This is a genomic window from Streptomyces meridianus, assembly GCF_023703325.1.
Classification (GTDB): domain Bacteria; phylum Actinomycetota; class Actinomycetes; order Streptomycetales; family Streptomycetaceae; genus Streptomyces; species Streptomyces meridianus.
This window is the reverse complement of record NZ_JAMQGM010000069.1, coordinates 1-19,477: the sequence shown is the minus strand read 5'-3', so window position 1 is coordinate 19,477 and position 19,477 is coordinate 1. Positions and strand designations below refer to the sequence as shown.

The 19,477-nt window shown below is 72.6% G+C and carries 14 protein-coding genes; 9 read left to right on the top strand and 5 right to left on the bottom strand.

Annotated features, from left to right (window positions below):
- The first annotated feature begins 59 nt into the window (after positions 1–59).
- From M1E25_RS24895 to M1E25_RS24885, 3 genes are all read left to right on the top strand, one after another.
- Complete coding sequence (locus M1E25_RS24895; RefSeq protein WP_251419463.1) at positions 60–1,898, top strand: DUF4357 domain-containing protein; 1,839 nt, start codon at positions 60–62, stop codon at positions 1,896–1,898.
- Positions 1,895–3,088 carry an McrC family protein gene (locus tag M1E25_RS24890; protein WP_251419462.1) on the top strand — a complete coding sequence of 398 codons (1,194 nt, stop codon included), beginning with the start codon at positions 1,895–1,897 and terminating at the stop codon, positions 3,086–3,088. The genes M1E25_RS24895 and M1E25_RS24890 overlap by 4 nt, the downstream gene beginning before the upstream one ends.
- Before the next feature lie 109 nt (positions 3,089–3,197).
- Positions 3,198–5,345, top strand: a complete 2,148-nt coding sequence (locus tag M1E25_RS24885; RefSeq protein WP_251419460.1) for a UvrD-helicase domain-containing protein — start codon at positions 3,198–3,200, stop codon at positions 5,343–5,345.
- Positions 5,346–5,558: 213 nt separating this feature from the next.
- Here the strand turns inward: M1E25_RS24885 and M1E25_RS24880 are convergent, their stop codons facing one another.
- Positions 5,559–6,473 carry a YihY/virulence factor BrkB family protein gene (locus M1E25_RS24880; RefSeq protein ID WP_251419458.1) on the bottom strand — a complete coding sequence of 305 codons (915 nt, stop codon included), beginning with the start codon at positions 6,471–6,473 and terminating at the stop codon, positions 5,559–5,561.
- 361 nt (positions 6,474–6,834) lie between these two features.
- Between M1E25_RS24880 and M1E25_RS24875 the strand changes: the two genes are divergently transcribed.
- The 4 genes from M1E25_RS24875 (at position 6,835) to M1E25_RS24860 (ending at position 11,324) form a co-directional block, all read left to right on the top strand.
- Entirely contained in the window at positions 6,835–7,752 is a 918-nt protein-coding gene (locus M1E25_RS24875) for an oxygenase MpaB family protein (protein WP_251419456.1), read from the top strand.
- Entirely contained in the window at positions 7,749–8,954 is a 1,206-nt protein-coding gene (locus M1E25_RS24870; RefSeq protein ID WP_251419454.1) for a lycopene cyclase family protein, read from the top strand. The genes M1E25_RS24875 and M1E25_RS24870 overlap by 4 nt, the downstream gene beginning before the upstream one ends.
- 73 nt (positions 8,955–9,027) lie before the next feature.
- Complete coding sequence (locus M1E25_RS24865) at positions 9,028–9,771, top strand: class I SAM-dependent methyltransferase (protein WP_251419452.1); 744 nt, start codon at positions 9,028–9,030, stop codon at positions 9,769–9,771.
- Positions 9,768–11,324 (top strand): FAD-dependent oxidoreductase, encoded by a 1,557-nt coding sequence (locus M1E25_RS24860; RefSeq protein ID WP_251419450.1) that lies wholly within the window; start codon positions 9,768–9,770, stop codon positions 11,322–11,324. Before M1E25_RS24865 ends, M1E25_RS24860 begins: the two co-directional genes overlap by 4 nt.
- A gap of 73 nt (positions 11,325–11,397) precedes the next feature.
- On the opposite strand, the gene M1E25_RS24855 is transcribed toward M1E25_RS24860, so the two are convergent.
- Genes M1E25_RS24855 through M1E25_RS24840 form a run of 4 tightly spaced genes read right to left on the bottom strand, consistent with a single transcriptional unit; the run spans position 11,398 to position 16,074 of the window.
- Positions 11,398–12,408 (bottom strand): Rieske (2Fe-2S) protein, encoded by a 1,011-nt coding sequence (locus tag M1E25_RS24855; protein ID WP_251419448.1) that lies wholly within the window; start codon positions 12,406–12,408, stop codon positions 11,398–11,400.
- Positions 12,405–13,388: a phytoene/squalene synthase family protein gene (locus M1E25_RS24850; protein ID WP_251419446.1), complete on the bottom strand. Its 984-nt coding sequence runs from the start codon at positions 13,386–13,388 to the stop codon at positions 12,405–12,407. Before M1E25_RS24850 ends, M1E25_RS24855 begins: the two co-directional genes overlap by 4 nt.
- Positions 13,385–14,911 (bottom strand): phytoene desaturase family protein, encoded by a 1,527-nt coding sequence (gene crtI, locus M1E25_RS24845; RefSeq protein ID WP_251419444.1) that lies wholly within the window; start codon positions 14,909–14,911, stop codon positions 13,385–13,387. Before crtI ends, M1E25_RS24850 begins: the two co-directional genes overlap by 4 nt.
- Positions 14,908–16,074 carry a polyprenyl synthetase family protein gene (locus tag M1E25_RS24840; RefSeq protein WP_251419442.1) on the bottom strand — a complete coding sequence of 389 codons (1,167 nt, stop codon included), beginning with the start codon at positions 16,072–16,074 and terminating at the stop codon, positions 14,908–14,910. Before M1E25_RS24840 ends, crtI begins: the two co-directional genes overlap by 4 nt.
- A 405-nt stretch (positions 16,075–16,479) precedes the next feature.
- On the opposite strand from M1E25_RS24840, the gene M1E25_RS24835 reads away from it, so the two are divergent.
- Positions 16,480–18,939, top strand: coding sequence for a glycosyltransferase (locus M1E25_RS24835; protein ID WP_251419440.1), 2,460 nt, complete (start codon positions 16,480–16,482; stop codon positions 18,937–18,939).
- 127 nt (positions 18,940–19,066) lie between these two features.
- Positions 19,067–19,453, top strand: coding sequence for a hypothetical protein (locus tag M1E25_RS24830; protein ID WP_251419438.1), 387 nt, complete (start codon positions 19,067–19,069; stop codon positions 19,451–19,453).
- Positions 19,454–19,477: the final 24 nt, after the last annotated feature.

Sequence of the window (19,477 nt, the reverse complement as noted above, 5' to 3'; positions counted from 1 at the left end):
TGTCATTCTCTGCGCGTACTGTGCGGAAACAGTGCCCATGCCGGAGAGCGAGGAGAACGATGCCGGAGGACTGTCCCGAGTTCCTGTTGCGGCTGCCGAACGGGGGACCGGTGGCCAAGGGCCGGCTGCTGGCCGAGAAGGGGACGAACGGAAGCCGGAAGTTCGTCATCAGCGCGGGATCGCCGGCACGCCCCGATGTGGTTCCGTCGTTCGCCGCGGGGATGCCGTCCTCGTACCGGCTGCGGGAGAAGCTGATCAACAACGGGATGATGCGGCGGTCCGCGACCTGGCCGGGATGGCTGGAGACCACTACGGACGTGACCTGCAACTCCCCCTCGGCCGCTTCCGGAGTCCTTCTCGGGCGGAGCTCCAACGGATGGGGGGAGTGGAAGACAGCCGACGGGCACATGCTGGCGGATTTCATCGAGGACATGAGTTGGGGACCCAACCACGCCTGGCTCGTGCGAGGTTCGAACGTTTCCGGACTCGATCTGGTCCAGCGCATGTGGCTGGACGAAGGTCTGGTGACCCTCTCGGCGAGACACCTGCGCCCCGGCATCGAGCAGGGCATCAGCAAGGACCGTCTGCGTTCGGCCGTCGAGGAGGACTACGGGTCCACGGCCACCTACAACCAGAAAATGGAACTGGTCGAGGCGTTCCACGCCTTCCTGTCGCGGATGAAGCCAGGCGACACGGTGTGCAGCATCTCGTCCGGCACCTTGTACGTAGGGCAGCTCACCGGCCCCGCCGAGCAGACGGCCTCCGACGACGGCCGTGCCAACCTCCGGCGCCCCGTGGAGTGGCAGGGCGAGGGCTACCCCTACGACGCGTTGCCGGAGGAACTCCAGCAGAAACTGTCCGCCCAGCACGACGTGGTCGATCTGACCTCGGTGCAGGCACTGGTGGACGCGCTGGGCCTGAGCGAGGAGGAGCTGGCGGATGCCACCGCGGCCGCCGAGCGGGACCCCAGCAGGGAGGCCCCCGTCATCACGGCCCGCCGGGAACTCGAACTCCCCGTTCCTGAAGCGGCGTTGGCCGATGAGTTACTCGTCCACGACGCGGCGTGGCTGCGCGAGCTGCGCGACCTGCTGTGGGACGACCGCCAGCTCGTGCTCTACGGCCCGCCGGGCACGGGCAAGACGTATCTCGCCCTGAAACTGGCCGAGTTCCTCGGCGGCGGCCTCGAGCAGGTCAAGCTCGTGCAGTTCCACCCCTCCTACTCCTACGAGGACTTCTTCGAGGGCTTCCGGCCCCGGGAGGACCCGGAGACCCGCGAGGTCGCGTTCCGGCTCACCGCGGGCCCCCTGCGGGAACTCGCGGACCTGGCCTCCCGCGAGGGCAACCGGCACATCCCGCACTTCCTCGTCATCGACGAGATCAACCGGGCCAACCTGGCGAAGGTGTTCGGAGAGCTGTACTTCCTCCTGGAGTACCGCAACAAGTCCGTGCGGCTCACCTACTCCGGCGACGACTTCGCGCTCCCGCCCAACCTCTTCGTCATCGGGACGATGAACACCGCCGACCGGTCCATCGCACTCGTCGACGCCGCCATGCGCCGGCGGTTCGCCTTCGTCGAGCTGTCGCCGCGGACCGAGCCCACCAGCGGGCTGCTGCGCCGTTGGCTGGCCCGGGAGGACCGGGACGCGGAGCCCGCCGACCTCCTCGACGCCCTCAACTCCCGTATAGAGGATCACGACTTCCGCATAGGGCCCTCGTATCTGATGAAGCAGGGCGTGTTCCGGGAGGGCGGTCTCGAGCGCACCTGGCGGACCAAGATCCTCCCGCTGCTGGAGGAGCACCACTACGGCGAGGGCATCGACATCGGGCAGCGGTACGGCCTGCCGGTGCTGCGGGCCGCGATCGGCACCCGCCAGGACCCGGACGAGCCGGCGCCGTGAGTGTCGTCGAACTCGTCGAGCACGCCCCGGCCGTCTCGGTGCCCCTCCCGGACGACGCGGCCCGGGCCCTCGCCGGGGCACGTGTCGTGGACGCCGCACCGGACCCCGACCGACCCGGCAACTGGCGGCTGCGGGCGGGCAGCAAGGTCGGCGCGGTGGTCGTACCGGTGCCCGGCGGAGAACCGGTGACCGTGCGGATCACCCCCAAGGTGCCGATCGCCCGGCTGTTCTTCCTCCTCGGCTACGGCCTCAACCCCCGGATCTGGCGGCACGGAGAGGTCGATGTCGCCGAGCATCGCGACGTGCTGCCCGCCCTCGCCCACGCCTTCGAGCGCCAGGTCGAACGCGCCCTCGGCCACGGCCTGCTGCTCGGCTACCAGGCCGTCGAGGAACGGGCAACGGTCGTACGCGGCCGGATCCGCGAGGCCGAGCAGATCCGCCGTCACTTCGGCGCCACCCTGCCCGTCGAGATCCACTACGACGACTTCACCCGGGACATCGCCGAGAACCGCCTGCTGCGCGCCGCGGTCGAACGACTCCTGCGGCTGCCCGGCATCCGGGGGGACGTGCGGCGGCGCCTGATGCACCAGCGGGCGCGGCTCGCCGACGTCACCCCGCTGCGACGGGGCCCATCCCTGCCCGCATGGCAGCCCACCCGGCTCAACGCCCGCTACCACCAAGCCCTTCACCTCGCGCAGGCGGTCCTGGCGGGGGCCTCCGTCGAGCACGCCGAGGGGCGGCTGCGGATCGACGGGTTCCTGTTCGACATGAACAAACTCTTCGAGGACTTCGTCACGGTCGCCCTCCGCGAGGCGCTGACCGGCGGCGGACGATCGTGCCGCCTCCAGGATCCGCACCACCTCGACGAGGCGCGTGCGATCCGGATCCGGCCGGACCTCGTCGCGTACGGGGCGGACGGCAGGCCGCGCGCGGTGGTCGACGCCAAGTACAAAGCCCAGCGACCGGAAGGCTACCCGGACGCCGACCTCTACCAGATGCTGGCCTACTGCACAGCCCTCGGCCTGCCGGAGGGGCATCTGGTCTACGCGAAGGGCAACGCCGGGCATACCGCGCACCGGGTCCGGCATGCCGGAATCCTGATCCATCAGCACGCCCTGGACCTCGATGTGCCCCCTGTCGGACTTCTCGCCGCGATCGATGCGCTGGCACAGCGGCTCGTCGCCGGCTGACGTCGGGTGCACCGCAGTTGGCGGACGTACCGCCGGGGGGATGTTCCGGCCTTATGGGCGTACGTGCGAACGTATGATCACGTGTACACCCCTTCGATGAGGAGTCCCAGTGCCGCAACTCGCCTTCGCCAACAGCTTCTGGGAGAGCTATGACGCACTGCAGAAGCCGGTGAAGGCCGGTGTGCGCAAGGCGATGGCCAAATTCGAGCGCCTCAGCATCGCCGAACTCCACGCCGACAAGGGGCTGCACCTGGAGTCCGTCGACAAGGCGCGCGATCCGCGGATGCGGACCATCCGCGTCAACGACTTCTGGCGTGGTGTCGTCCTGGCACCCGACGACGGCAGCGACGTCTTCCTGCTGATCAACGTGGTGCCGCACGACGACGCGTACACCTGGGCCGCCAAACGTCTCTACACCGTCAACACCGCGACCCGTGCCCTGGAGGTTCGCAACGTCGTGGCCATCGAGCAGCTGACCCCGGCGCTGGAGAAGGCCGCGGCCGATGCGCCGGCGCTGTTGTTCGCCGGGCACTCGGACACCGTGCTCCGCGAACTCGGCGTCGACGCACAGGTGTTGCGGGCGGTCCGGACCATCGTCGACAAGCCCCAGCTCGAGGCGTTCGGCACCCTGCTGCCCGAGGACCAGTTCGAGGTGCTGCAGTACCTCGCGGAGGATTTCACCCCCGAGGACGTCTACCGGGACGTCGTCGCGGCGCGGCGGCCGGCCGACGCGGCGCCGGAGGCGACCGAGGACCTCGCCGCCGCCATCGCCAACACCCGCAGCCGCATCACCCTGGTCTCGGGACCGGCCGAGCTGGCGGAGGTCCTGGAGAAGCCCTTCGCGGCCTGGCGGGTCTTCCTGCACCCGTCACAGCGGCGGGTGGCCCACCGGATGTCGTACAACGGTCCCGTCCAGGTCACCGGGGGTCCGGGAACCGGCAAGACGGTGGTGGCCCTGCACCGCGTCAGGCATCTGCTGTCCCGCTCCCCCGACAGCCGCGTCATGCTCACCACCTTCACCAACGCGCTCGCCGAAGCCCTGCGGGAGAACCTGGCGCTGCTGCTGGACGGGGACGAGCAGCAGCTGGCGCGCGTCGAGGTGACGACCGTCAACGCCTACGCCCACCGGATCGTCACGGAGACAGGTGGACGCGCACCCTCCCCCATCGGTGACCGGGACGAGCGGCAGACCTGGCAGCGCCTGTGCAGGCGCCTCGACCTGCCGTGGACCGACCGGTTCCTCGCCCAGGAGTACCGGCATGTCGTCCTGGCCCAGGACATCCGGACCCCGGAGGAGTACCTGCGCGCCACGCGGCGGGGCCGGGGCACGGCCCTCGGTCCCCTGAAGCGGGACCGGGTGTGGCGCGCCATGGAGGCCTTCACCGCCGAGCTGACCGCACAGGGTGTCCACACCCATCTGCAGGTGTGCGCCGAGGCGGCCCGGCTGCTGGGCGACCGCGGCCCCGACCCACTCCGCTACGACCACGTCGTCGTGGACGAGGCACAGGACCTCCATCCCGCGCAGTGGCGGGTGCTGCGTGCGGCCGTCGCACCCGGCCCCGACGACCTGTTCATCACCGGTGACCCGCACCAGCGGATCTACGACTCCCGGGTGTCGCTCGGTTCGCTCGGCATCCCCGTGACGGGTCGCGCGTTCCGGCTGAGGATCAACTACCGCAGCACGGAGGAGATCCTGGCCTGGTCCACCGGAATCCTCACACCCGTCACGGTCGAGGACCTGGGCGGCGACGGCGACGACAACCTGTCCGGATACCGCTCCCTGCTGCACGGCCGCAGGCCGCACACCGGCGGGCACAGCTCCGCACAGGCCGAGGTCGCCGCCCTGGTGGAACGGGTGAAGGAATGGACCGCGCAAGGCATCCGGCCGGGTGAGATCGCCGTCTGCGCGCGTTTCAACCTGACGCTGGACAAGGTGCGGGACCGGCTGACGGCCGCCGGGATTCCCGTGGTGCGGGTCAAGGACGGACCCGGTCCGGAAGCGGAGGGCGTACGGCTGGCCACGATGCACGCGATGAAGGGGCTGGAGTTCCGGTGTGTCGCGGTGCTGGGGGTGACGGAGGGCGCGATGCCCTTCGCGCGGGAGATCACACCGCTCGAGGTCGACCGGCTGCAGCACGAATCCGACACGCTGCGGGAGCGCTGTCTGCTGTTCGTGGCCTGCACTCGGGCCCGCGAGGTGCTGCACGTGTCATGGAGCGGACGACCGAGCCCGTTCCTCCCGGTGAGCGCCGGCTGAGAGGGCCGGGCTGCCCCTCGGCCGGTACCCGACCGAACCCGTTCAAGGAGGTGGAGCAGCCGGCCCACTTCTCGCAGGCCTCAAGGATTTCCTGGCGCGCCCCGGGCCGGGAGGCGAACACCCGGGGCTCGGGTGCCGGGTCGGAAAGGTCCGCCCGCCCCGGTTCAGGCTCCGGGCGGCGAAAAACGGCGACGCATGAACGGGCAGCGCCCGTCACAGCTTGCGCGTGTCCCGGGGCTCCACGTAAGGCTCGTCGTCCGGCGGGTGGCCGCCCTCGATGGCGCGCCCGCGCTCCATCTCGGCGTTGAACTCCAGCCCCAGCAGGACCGCGATGTTCGAGATCCACAGCCAGACCAGGAAGACGATGACCCCGGCGAGGCTGCCGTACGTCTTGCCGTAGCCGGCGAAGTTGGCCACGTACGCGGCGAAGGCCAGCGACGCCGCGAGCCAGAGGAGGACGGCCAGGACGCTGCCGGGCGAGACCCAGCGGAACCGGCGCCGGACGTTGGGGGCAGCCCAGTACAGCAGCGCGATCACCAGGCTCGCCAGGAGCAGCATCACCGGCCACTTGGCGAGGTTCCACACGGTGACGGCCGTGTCCCCCAGTCCGATGATCTCTCCGGTCCGCCGGGCCAGCGTCCCGGTGAACACCACCCCGACGGCGATCAGCGCCACCAGCACCACGACCACGACGGTGATGCCGAACCGCAGCGGCAGCGTCTTCCAGGCCGGGCGGCCCTCGCCCACGTCGTAGACGACGTTCGCAGCGCGCATGAACGCGGCCACGTAACCCGATGCCGACCACAGGGCGAGCAGGATGCCGACGGCCAGCGCGATTCCGGCCTGCCCCTGGGTGCTCTTCAGCTGGTCCAGCATGGTCGTGAGCAGTTCACGGACGGATTCCGGGGCGAAGCGGCTCACGTTGTCGATGAGCGGGTCGATGCTCGCGTTGCCGAGAAGCCCGAGGATCGACACCAGCGCCAGCAGGGCCGGGAAGATCGCCAGCACCCCGTAGTAGGTCAGGGCGGCCGCGAGGTCGGTGAGGTTGTCGTCCTTGAACTCCTTCTTCGTCCGCTTGAGCGCCTCCTTCCAGCTCTTCCCGGACAGTTCGGCGGGACTGGCGGGCACGGCTCGCCCGTTCGCCCCGGGGCCGTTTCGTTCCGGGCCGCCCGGGCCGTCGTTCGCCGCACGCCCGTTACCCGGGCGCTCCTCCCCCGATCCCTGACCGCGCCCGTCCTCGTCCCCCGGCCGGGCACCGCCGTCGTCACCCCGCTGCTCGTCCGTCACGGATGTCCGCCTCTCCGACGCCGCCTCCCGTCGTGGCCTGCGAGCCGGACGGTGGCCTCCGTCAATGCCGGGAGGCCGGTCCTCCCGATTGCCCCGCGACAAGGTGCTTACACGCAACCGCGCGGAGCGAACGGATGACGCGCCGGTCGGCCTCGCGCCGGGAGTACGGCCGGAGCGCGCCCCCAGGGGCCACCATGGAGAGGTGGACGACGAGATCTCCCGTATCCCCCGGGCCCCCGGGGCCGCCCCGGCCCCGCGGTCGGAAGCTCCCGGCCCGGACGGGCCGATCCCGGCGGACGGCCTGTTCGGTCCGCAGTCGGTGTCCTGGCGCGTCCACACCGACCCCGCGATGCTCCTCGCCGGGATCCGCGCCCTGTTGCTCCAGGCGCTGCATCCTCTGGCCATGGCCGGGGTGGCCGCGCACTCGGCCTTCCGCGAGGACCCCTGGGGCCGGCTCTACCGAACGGCGTCCTTCATCGGAGCCGTCACCTACGGCACCGGCACGGAGGCCCAGGCGGCGATCGACCGGGTCCGTGCCGTGCACCGGCACGTCCACGGCACGGACCCGGTGACCGGCAGGCCGTACGACGCGAACGACCCCGCGCTGCTCACCTGGGTCCACGCCAGCGAGGTCGGCTCGTTCCTCGAGGTCACCCGGCGTGCCGGGCTGCGCCTGCCCCCGGCCGAGGCCGACACCTATCTGGCCGAACAGGCGGGCGTCGCCCGGCGGGTCGGTGTCCCGCCGGACCACCCCGTGCCCCGGACCACGGACGAACTCGACGCCTACTTCGCGTCCGTACGGCCCGACCTCGTGATCACTCCGGCGGCCAGGGAGGCGGCCCGGTTCGCGCTCGCCCCGCCCTTCCCCGCCTGGGTCCGGTACGCCACCCCGGCCCGGCCGCTGTGGGCCGCGCTGACCGCACTGGCGTTCGGGCTGTTGCCCGACTGGGCGCGCGGCATGTACGGGTGGCCCACCTGGCCCGTCATCCCCCCGCTCGCGACCCTTCAGGCCCGCGGGCTGCGCACCGCGCTCGTGGCGCTGCCCCGGTCGTTGAAGGAGGGCCCGCATCTGAAAGCGGCACGCGCCCGCCTGGCGTCGACCCCGGCAGCCACCCGATGACGGATGCGGACGTCGTCGTGATCGGCGCCGGCGCCGCCGGTCTGTCGCTGGTCGACCGCCTCGCCTCGCCAGTGGCCGGGCACCGCAGCGACGCACCGACGGTGACCCTGGTGGACGCGCCGCGCGGCCCGCTCCGGCCGCCCGCGCGGACCTGGTGCTTCTGGGAGAACTCCGCGGCCGGCGAGTACGACCCGGTGGTCGCCGCCGCCTGGGACCGGCTGCGGGTGCGCGACCGAGGCGGGCGGGCGATCGAGGTGCCGCTCGGCACCGCGCGGTACAAGATGATCCGCTCGCCGCGGTTCGAGGCGTGGGTGACCGACCGGCTGGCGGACCGGCCCGAGGTCACCCGGCTGACGGCGGAGGTGACCCGGATCGAGGACGGGCCGGACGGCGCCGTCGTGCACGGCCTGCGGGACGACGGCTCCGGGCTGGCCCTCCGCGCCCGCTGGGTTTTCGACTCCCGGCCGTTGCGCTCCCCGCCCCCGGCACGCACCGCCCTGCTCCAGCACTTCCGCGGCTGGTACGTGCGCTGCGAGGACGCGTCCTTCGAGCCGGGGACGGCCGAACTGATGGATTTCCGCACCCCCCAGCCCGATCGGGGGCTGTCCTTCGGCTACGTGCTCCCCCTCGGGACCCACGAGGCGCTGGTGGAGTACACGGAGTTCTCGGCCGTGCCGCTCGCCGAGGCCGCCTACGAGCGCGCCCTGCGCCAGTACACGTCCGGCGTACTCGGCCTGCGCGGCTTCGAGGTGACGGAGGCGGAACAGGGCGCCATCCCCATGACGGACGCCGCACTGCCCCGCCGCGTGGGCGCGTCGGTGTTCCGGATCGGGGCGGCCGGCGGCGCAACACGGCCCTCGACCGGCTACACCTTCGCGGCGATCGGACGGCAGACCCGGGCCGTCGCCGAGGCGCTGCACTGCGGCCGGGTTCCGGAGCCCCCTCCGGCCTATCCCGCCCGGCACCTGGCCATGGACGCGGTCATGCTGCGGGCGCTGGGCACCGGGCGGGTGGACGGTGCCGCGTTCTTCACCCGCCTGTTCGCCGGCAATCCACCCGATCGGCTGCTGCGTTTCCTGGACGGACGCACCGGGCTGCGCGAGGACTTCGCCATCGGTCTGACCACGCCGGTGTGGCCCATGTTGCGCACAGCGGTGGAGCTCCCGGCGATGCGCCGCCACCGGACGGCGCCTCACGGTTGAGAATGCCCGTGATGAACGATCCGTCCCGTTCCGTCACCCGGCACGGTGTGAGTCTCTTCCGGGAGTCGTCCCCATGGCAGTGCTGCAGGGCCAACGTCTGACCGCCGCGTTCGACCGCGCCGCGCGATCGTACGACCGGCTGGTCGCCGCGAATCCGGGCTATCACCGGCATCTGCGGCTGTCCGCCGAACGTCTGGGGCTGCCGCGAGGTGGTGCCGGGCTGCGGCTGCTGGACGCGGGGTGCGGAACCGGGTCCTCCACCGCGGCGCTGCTGAGCGTCGCGCCGGCGGCCTCGATCACAGCGATCGACGCCTCTGCCGGAATGCTGCGGCAGGCTGCGGCCAAACCGTGGCCGGAGGGAGTGACGTTCGTCCACTCCCCCGTCGAGGAGCTGGCGGCGGCAGGGGTGCACGGTCCCTTCGACGCCGTGTTCTGCGCGTACCTGCTGCGCAATGTGGCGGATCCGGACGCGGTGCTGCGAAGTCTGCGCCAACTCCTCGTCCCTGGCGGCGTATTGGCGGTTCACGACTATGCGCTGAGCGGCACCGCCCGGCACCGCGCCGTCTGGTCGGCCGTCTGCTGGGGCATCGTCATCCCGGCGGGCAGCGTCGGGCGCGGGGGCCCCGCCCTCTACCGCCATCTGTGGCGCAGCGTGCTGGACTTCGACACCGCGGACGGGCTGTGCCGACGGCTGTCCCGTGCCGGATTCGCGGGCGTCGGGATGGGGACGGTGGGCGGCTGGCAGCGGGGCATCGTGCACACCTTCGTCGCGCGCCGGCCGGCAGGGCCGCGAACCGAGGAGGTGGCACGGCCGTGAGTCCGCGTCAGGGCCGCGGGGCATCGGCGCGCCGGGGACGTGACCGCCGCGCCCTCGTCGTCCCCGCCGCCCCCGGCAGCCCGCGGGTCCTCGGCCCGGCCCCCGCGGTGGCCGTACTCGGCGGTGGCATCGCCGGCCTGGCGGCGGCGACGGCCTTGGTCGAGCGGGGAGTTCGGGTCACGGTGTACGAACGGGAGCCGCAGCTGGGCGGGCGGTTGCGCGGCTGGCCCGTGCGGCTGGCGGACGGCACCACGGCGACGATGAGCCGCGGGTTCCACGCGTTCTTCCGGCAGTACTACAACCTGCGGGGGCTGCTGCGCCGGGTGGACGGCACCCTCGGCATGCTCACCCCCCTGCCCGACTACCCGCTGGCCCACAGCGGCGGGTTGCGGGACGGCTTCGCACGGGTGCCGCGTACTCCGCCATGGAACGCACTGGGTTTCGTGGCCGGCAGCCCCACCTTCGCCTGGCCGGACCTGCTGGCCATGGACCCGGCCGCTGCGCTGCCCCTGCTGGACGTCCGGGTGCCGGAGGTGTTCGCGCGGCTGGACGGGGTGAGCGCCGCGGACTTCCTGGAGCGCATCCGCTTCCCCGAGGCGGCCCGGCAGCTGGCGTTCCGGGTGTTCTCCCGCAGCTTCTTCGCCGACCCCGGTGAACTCTCCGCGGCAGAGCTCGCGCTGATGTTCCACATCTACTTCCTGGGCTCGAGCGAGGGTCTGCTGTTCGATGTCGTCGGCGAGCCCTTCCCGGCGGCGCTGTGGGAGCCGCTCGCCACGTATCTGACGGGCCACGGGGCCGGGTTGCTGACGGGCACCCCGGTCGAGTCGGTGAGCCGCGACGGATCGGGCACGTACACGGTGAGCACCCGGGGGTCGCGCGACCGGTACGACGCGGTGGTCCTGGCCCTGGACACCACCGGGCTGCAGGGGGTCGTGGCGGCCTCGCCGTCCATCGGCGACGCGGCGCTGCGCCACCGGGTCTCCCGGCTGCGCACCGCTCCGCCGTTCCTGGTCACGCGGTTGTGGCTGGCCGATGCCGTGCGGGCCGACCGGCCGGGTTTCCTGGGCACCAGCGGCTACGGGGTACTGGACAACGTCAGCGTCCTGGAGCGCTACGAGGGCGAGGCCGCACGCTGGACGCGGCGTTCCGGCGGTTCGGTGGTGGAGCTGCACGCGTACGCCGTTGCGCCGACCGCCGACCGGCGTGCCGTCGAGGCCGAGTCGGTCCGGCAGTTGCACCGGATCCTCCCGGAGACCCGCGGGACGACAGTGGTGGAGGCACGGCACGAGTGGCGGGACGACTGTCCGCTCTTCCCGGTCGGTGGCTTCGCGGACCGGCCGGGGGTGCGCACGTCCGATCCCGGCCTGGTGCTCGCCGGGGATCTGGTGCGGGTGGACCTGCCGGTGGCATTGATGGAACGGGCGGCGACCACGGGTTTCCTCGCGGCCAACGCGCTGCTGGAGCGGTGGGGCGTGCAGGGCCAGACACTGTGGACGGTGCCCGCCGCGGGACGCTCGCGGGGACTGCGGGCACTGGCGGCCGTCCTCGGGTGAGGGGCCCACGGCCGCCGGTCCGGCGGCTGCCCGCTCGGGGTGCTCTCCTGCGGCACACCCCGGGCGGACGGCCTCAGCCGGGAAAGCGCCCCGCGTCGCGCAGTTCCCAGCGCCGCTCGGCATAGGCCAGGTCGTCGCGCCACAGGCGGGCGGCGGCGCCGCGGATCAGCGGTCGCAGTGCCGGGGCGGCGCTGCGGGCGAGGGCGAAGCCCGGACGGTCCGAGGTGGCCATGACCGCTTCGATGACGGCGGTGCGCGGGCGCCCCCCGGTGTCGTTGCCGAGCGGGGTTGCGTGGGTCTCCACGACGGAACCGGCGCCCTCGCCCTCGAGGATGTGCATCACCACGGTGCGGGGGCCGGGCGCCGTGAAGGCCGCTCGGACCGGAACGACCGCGCGGCCGGTGACCTTGAAGGAGACCTCGACGAGGAACCGGTCCGCCGCGCTCCCCCCGCCGTCCGGCGTCTCGAGAACGGTGAGGCCGGTGAAGGAGTACGGGTGGAACCAGGAGCCGTGCCACGGGTCGAGGCGGTTGGCCACCACGTCCTCGGGGTCGCAGTTCCCCTCCGCGACGGTGACCGCGTCGAGGAAGGTGCCCGGTGCCGGGCGGGCCGTCAGGAGGGGTTCGTCCAGCGGCCGTTCGCCCCCGGCGGCGTCCAGGCGCACCCAGGCGAGCACGCCGTCGTCGTGCGCGGGGTAGGGCTCCCATCCGCCGGTCGCGGTGCCGTCGAAGGCCATGCCGTGCCAGTGACAGACGAGCCGCCCGCAACTGACCCTGCTCTGCCGCAGCGGTGCGCCCAGGTGCGGGCATGCACCCGCACCGGCGAGGAGCCGGCCGCCCGGGCCGCGCCAGGCGACCACGTCGGTGCCGGCGACGCTCCGTCCGAAGGGGCGTCCGGGGCGGACGTCCCGGGCGGCCCCGAGGACGTACCAGTTCCCCGTGGGGCGTGCCTTCGCGCGTTTCAGGGCGGCGGCGATGATGCCGGGGGCGGCGTCGCGCCAGGTGGGTGGCTGGGCTGCCCAGTCGACGGGACGGGCCCGGCGCAGGGGGATGCGGCGGCGCGAACGGCGGGCGGGCGGAGTCATGGCGTGAGGTTCCTCCGGGCGGTGGGCGGTGCCGCGCCCGGGGCGGGGGCGCGATGGCGCATGCGGGCCAGGGCCAGCCGGCGCAGCCCGTCGGCCGCGACGCGGGCGCGCCGCCCGCGGGGCACGGCGACACGCCGGTGGAGTACGGCGTAGCCGGCGGACTCGATCTCGTCGAGGATGCCGCGGTAGAGGGTGAAGGCGGTGCGGATGCAGGGTTGCGCCAGCGGGTCGAGCATGGCGATGCCCGGTTCGGCGCGCCGGTAGACGTCCTGGGTGTGGGCGGCGACCTCCCGCAGCGCTTCGCGGACGTGCGGCGGCACCCGGCGGACCTCCCGGCACCACTGGAGCAGTTCGCGATCGACGCGGTGGCGCTCGAGGACGTCCGCGGGAAGGTAGATGCGGCCGCGGTCCAGGTCCTCGCCGACGTCGCGCAGGAAGTTGGTCAGCTGGAAGGCGATGCCCAGCGCCGCGGCGTGCGGCGCCGCTTCCTCCCGCGGGACGCGGCAGCCCAGGACGGGCAGCATCTGGAGGCCGATGACGGCGGCCGAGCCGTGCATGTAGTCGTAGAGGTGACGGTAGGTGGGGTAGTCGGTGACCACGAGGTCCATGCGCATCGACGCCATGAAGTCGGTGAACAGCGCGTGGTCGATGCGGTACGCGGCAGCGGTGTGGGCGAGGGCGCTGAGGACGGGGACGGCGCTGCCGGGATGCAGTTCGGTGCGCAGACGCTGTTCCAGGTCGGCCAGCGCCCGGTCCCGCTGCTCGGGCGTGGGTGCGATCCGCGGGTCGTCGACGATGTCGTCGGCCCAGCGCGCGAAGCCGTAGAGGGCGTGCACGGCCGGCCGGCGGGCGACGGGAAGCAGCCGGGTGGCGAGGAAGTACGTCTTCCCGTGCCGGGCGTTGAGCCGGCGGCAGACGGCGTAGGAGCGGCGCAGGTGCGGGTCGGTGATGCCGGCCGCGTCCAGTTCCCGGGCGGTCATGAGGCGGCCGCCCTGAGGCGGGTGTTCCGCCGGATGGTGCCGCTCTGCGGCAGGCCGGTGATCCGGGCCGCAGCGAGCTTGCCGGAGATCAGCACCGTGGGCACGCCGACGCCGGGCGTGGTTCCGCAGCCGGCGAGAACGACGTTGTCCACCCCGCGCACCAGGTTGCGCGGACGGAACGGGCCGGTCTGCGCGAAGGTGTGGGCGAGGGAGAACGGCGTGCCGGCCGCGTGCCCCTGGGCGGCCCAGTCCGCGGGCGTCACCAGGTGCTCGGCCTCGATCGCGTCACCGAGGCCGTGCAGTCCGCGTCGCTCCAGCTCGGCGACGAGGCGGTCGCGGTAGCGGGGGCCGAACCGCTCCCACGCCACGGGTCCGGTCCGGGTGTTCGGGCAGGGCGCGAGGACGTAGTGCAGGTGGCGTCCGGGTGGTGCGAGCGCCGGGTCTGTCGTGGTCGGGCGGGTGACGAGGAGGGACGGGTCGCTCATCACCCTTCCGTCGCGGACCACTTCGGTGAAGGTCCGCTCCCAGGCCCGGCCGAAGGAGATGGTGTGATGGGCCAGGTGGTCCCAGGTCCGGCGGGTACCGAGGTGCAGGACGACGGCGGACGGGGAATGGCGCAGCGGCAGGATCCGCCGCGGGGTGCGGCCCAGGAGACGGTAGGCGGCGGGCAGGTCGGGGGTGAGGATGCAGGCGTCGCAGGGGATCCGCCGCCCGTCGGAGGTGTGGACGGCGACCACACGGCCCGCGCTCCGTTCCAGTCGCGTCGCACGGGTCCCGAGCAGCAGGTCGGCACCCGCGTCCCGGGCGGCGGCGGCCAGCGCGGCCGGGACGGCGTGCATGCCGCCGCGGGGGAAGTACACCCCGGCGACGGTGTCCATGTAGGCGATGACGGCGTAGGCGGCGAGGGCCCGGGCGGGCGGGACGCCGGCGTACAGCGACTGGAAGGTGAAGACCCGGCGCAGCCGTTCGTCGCCGAGGTGGCGGGCGACCTGCCGGTCGAGCCGGCCGAAGCCGCCGAGGGCGGCCAGGCGGGCCAGGTCGGCGTTGACCAGTTGCCAGGGGGAGTCGAAGTTGGTGTCGATGAAGCGCCGCATCTGGGCCCGGTACAGATCCTCGAGCCAGGCACGCAGCCGCAGGTAGCCGGCGGCTTCGGCCGGTCCGGCGAAGCGCCGTACCTCGTCCTCCATGGCCTGCGCCCCGGTGTGGACGTCGAGCCGGGAGCCGTCGGCGAAGCAGGCCCGGTAGGCGGGACGGAGCGGCACCAGGTCGAGCCGGCCGGCCAGGGAGTCGCCGACCGCGGCGAGGGCCTCGTCGACCAGGTGCGGCATGGTCAGGACGGTGGGTCCGGTGTCGGCCCGGTAGCCGTGGAGGTCGAGGCGTCCGGCGCGGCCGCCGGGCACGGTGCCCTGTTCGACCAGCGTGACGCGGCGGCCGGCGCCGAGCAGATGGAGGGCGGCGGAGAGCCCGGAGAGTCCGGCTCCGACGACCACGACGTGGTCGGTCGGTCCGCGCAGCGCCCTCATCGGACGCCTGCCCGGTCGGCGGGGTCCGGGGCGGGCGGGGGCGGTTCGGGGCCGTCAGGGGTGCCCGCGGCGCGGAGCACCAGCGCGGTCAGCGGGGCCACCGTCCCCGCGTCGACTCCGGCGCAGGCCAGGTGGCGCAGCGCGCGCCCGGCGAGCCGCCGGATGCGCTGCTCCACGGCGGCTCGCGCTCCCAGGTCGATCAGAACCTCGGTGAAGCGGGTCAGCTGGGCCGCGGTCAGCTGCGGTCGGCCGAGGGCGGCCCGCAGGACCTCGCCTGCGGCGTTGTCGCGCCGTCCGTCGGCCAGCGACAGCGCGAGCGCGACGAGGTAGGTGATCTTGCCCTCCCGTACGTCGTCCCCCACCGGCTTGCCGGTGTGCCCGGAGTCGCCGAAGACTCCGAGGAGGTCGTCACGCAGTTGGAAGGCCAGGCCCGTGCAGCGTCCGGCCGCGCGCAGGGCCCGGATGTTCTCCGGGCCGGCTCCGGCCAGTTCCGCGCCGAGCGCCAGGGGCCGCTCCACGGTGTAGAGGGCACTCTTGAGGTAGGCGATGCGCAGCGCGGTCCGCGGGGAGGCGGATCCGGTCGCCTGTGCGTGCAGGTCTAGGAACTGACCGGCCACCATCTCGGTGCGCATGGCCCGCCAGGGGCTGCGGATCCGATCACGGGTCCCGGGAGCGAGCGGGGCTTCGGCGAACATGTCGTCGGCCCAGGCGAGAGCAAGGTCGCCGGCGAGGATGGCGAGCGACGTCCCGTACGCGGCCGGGGGGCCGGTCATGCCCGCTCGGGCGTGCCGTTGCGCGAAGTCGGCGTGCAGGGCGGTCCGGCCGCGGCGCAGACGCGCCCCGTCCATCACGTCGTCATGGATGAGGGCGCAGGCCTGGAGGATCTCGAGTGCACCGGCGATCTGCAGGACCGCGGCGGAGTCCGGGTCGGCGGACCGCGGAGGGACGAAGGCGCGCCAGCCCCACCAGAGGAACGACGAGCGCAGGCGCTTGCCGCCGCCGAGAACGAACCGCCTCACAGCGGAGGCGAGTTCGCGGGCGAAGTCCTCCTCCATGAGCGAGGCGCCGGCGCACCGCCGGTCGAGGTAGCGGGAGAGGACCTCTTCGACGGACCGGCGGATCTCGTCCTCCGGCGGGACCGCCGGGTGAGGAGCGGGATCCACGGATGTCCGGCGGCCTGCGTCCACGGGGCGCCTCATGCGGCGGTCGGCGGGTGCGGGCGGGCGGAATCGCGGTTCGGACGGCTCGGACGGCTGTCCGAGGCGCGGCTGCCCGGCATCCATGCCTCCTCGTTGCTCTCGGGAGGTTGAGCGCGGGGGTGCCTGCCGGGAGCAAGCACCCGCGGATCTTGTACGCAGAACGGTACAAAAGTGTGCATCATTTCCCCGCAACGTCGCACGGGCCACGACGGGAAGCAGGCAATCGCCTCGGATCCGCCGCATCTCACAACAGTGCGACGAGGCGATGCGCAGCACTCGGCCCGGTCCGGACGCCGCAGCAGGCCTGACGCCCGATCGGCCGACCCGTTCGCACGAAGAGCGGCACCATCATTCCGCCATAATGCGCTAATGCCTGCACAGACGACCATTCCTACCCTTATCCATCAGACGTGGAAAGATTCGGACATTCCACCGACGTGGAGGACATGGGCCGACTCCTGGAGGCGGCACAACCCGGGCTGGGGGTACCGGCTGTGGACCGACGCGGACAACCGCGAGTTCCTCGAGGAGCACTACTCCTGGTTCCTCCCGGTGTACGACGGCTACCCGGAGCCGATCATGCGCGCGGACGCCGTCCGGTACTTCCTCATGGACCATTTCGGCGGCCTCTACGTCGACCTGGATTTCGAGTGCCTGAAACCCGTGCAGGACATCCTCGAGGGGCGCGAGCTCGTCCTCGGCTGCGAACCGGAAGCCCACACCCGCCTCCTGCTGGCACGTCAGCGCAACCTCGACCGCATCGTCGGCAACGCCTTCATCGCGTCCCGCCCGGGGCATCCGTTCTGGGCCCATGCGCACCGGCAGTTGGTGGCGGCCCACAGGATGCCCAGCGCGCTGGACGCGACGGGCCCGTTCTGGCTCACCCGCACCATCGCGAGCGCCCCCGACTCCGGCTCGATCACCGTGCTCGGTTCCGAGGTGCTCTATCCGGCGCCGAGCCCCTACGTCACGCAGTTGTCCGGGCCCCCGGATGTCGACCGGGAGCGGGCCCATGCCCTGCACCACTGGTCGGGCAGCTGGACCCCGGACTCGTCCTGGACACCACGCCGGTCCTCCGCGGTGCGGAGGGTCCGATTCTGGGCGAGCCAGGGCCTGCAGCCCTTCGCCGACGGCGCGTTCGACCTCGACGCCCAGCGCCGCAGCTGGGCCGCGGGGGCGCCGGCGCCGACGGTGTCCTGTCTGATGGTGACGAAGGACCGCCCGTCCCTGGCCGCACGGGCGATCGCCTGTTTCCGCGCCCAGACGTACCCGAACACCGAACTCGTGGTGATCGACGACAGCTCCGACGACGCACTCGAACGCCGGATCGGCGCACTGGACGATCCGCGGATCCGGCTGCACCGTCTGCCACCGGACGGGCAGCCCCTGGGCGAGCTGCGCAACATCGCCGTCGACCGGGCCGGCGGGGCATTCGTCAGCCAGTGGGACGACGACGACCTGTACGACCCCGAACGCCTCGAAGTGCAGATGGCCGCGATTCTCGCCCTGGGCGCCGAGGCCTGCTTCCTCACCCGGGAGAGGCTGTGGTGGCCCGCCCGCCGCAGGATCGCGACCTCCCGGGCACGCCTGTGGGAGGGCTCCATGGTGTGCGCCAGGGAGAAGCTCTCGCGCTACCCCGCGCAGCGGCGGGGCGAGGACACACCGGTCGCCGAGCAGGTCGTGCGCACCAGCCGGGTCGTGTCGGTGGACGTGCCGGAGCTGTACACCTACGTCTTCCACGAGAACAACACCTTCGACGCCGCCCACTTCGGCCGGCACTTCGAGGTCGCGACCGACGTCAGCGACGGCGGCAGTGCGTATGCCGAGCGTCTGCTGGCCATGGCCCGGAGGCTGCCGATCGCCGCCGAGGACCTCGTCCACGCCGAGACCGCTCCCGCCCCAGCGCCCCCGAAGCGGCGGACTCCGGCCGGACCTGCGCCGGAGCCGGCGGCCGAACGGCCTCCGGTTCTGGTGCTCACCCCGGTCAAGGACGCGACAGCGTTCCTGCCCGGCTACCTGAAGAACCTGGCTTCCCTCGACTACCCGCGTGAGCTCGTCTCCCTGGGCCTGCTCGAGGGGGACAGCCGGGACGGCACCTGGGAGATGCTCCAGGAAGCGCTGCCCGAGCTCCGGGCGCGGTACCGCCACGTCACGGTCGTCCGGCAGGACTTCGGCGTCGTCTCGGCCGGGCCGCGCTGGAGCACCGGCATCCAGCGCCGGCGCAGGTCGGTGCTGGCCAGGGCGCGCAACCACCTGCTCGCGCGGGCTCTGGCCGACGAGGAGTGGGTGCTCTGGCTCGACGTCGACGTCGCCGCGTACCCGCCGGACCTCGTCCAGCGCCTGCTCGGCGCGGGCAAGGACATCGTCGTCCCGCACTGCGTCACCGAACCCGCAGGCCCCACGTACGACCTCAACACGTTCGTGGTCCGTCCCGGGGCGGGCGCACTGAACTGGTCGCAGTGGATGCGCGACGGCATCCTCCAGCCTCCGCGGGGGTTCGGGCGGACGTATCTCGAGGACGTGCGGGAGCAGCAGCTGATCCGCGTCGACTCGGTCGGCGGAACCGCACTGCTGATCCGCGCGGATCTTCACCGCGACGGCCTCGTCTTCCCGCCGGTTCCCTACCGGCGCCTGATCGAGACGGAGGGACTGGCCGCCCTCGCCCGGGACATGGGGACGGCCTGCTGGGCGCTGCCCGCCCTTGAGGTGGTGCACCCTCATCGCGCCTCGGACGTTCCGGGAGCACCCGTGCCCGCTTCCCGCCCCCAGGCCTCCGGCCTGCAGGAATCCACGTCCGAGCATGCGGCACCGCGCGATCGAACACGATGAGTGTCCGCTTTGACGCACTGAGTGACCGAATTTAGTGTGAGCCTGTTGCCGGGCTCGCCGCTCTCGCGAGTCCTTCCGATTCTCACGCGAGCCCTTCCGATTCTCGGCAGAAGAGAAAGGCGCCACAGTGAAAACCCGTCTCATCACCTCCCTGGCACTGCCTGCCGCCATGGCGACCGCCGGACTGCTCAACACCGCGGCCGCGGCCTACGCGCACTCCGACGCACCCGCCAAGAGCCCGCAGGGCGACTCGCAGGAGCACGCCACCTACGGCCACGGCCACCACTGCCCGCCCATCGGCAACATCACCTGGTTCGACTACGGGGACGGGGGGCACTGCCCGCCGATCGGCAACATCTCCTGGTTCGACTACGGCCACGGCCACCACTGCCCGCCGGTCGGGAACATGACCATCGTCGACTACGCGATGGACTACGCGGCGTCGGCGTTCGTGGAGGAGTCGGACGCGCAGTTCGCCGGGAGCATCCTGGAATCGTCCTTCTCCGAAGACTGAGCCCCGGCGGGAGAGGGCCGCGTG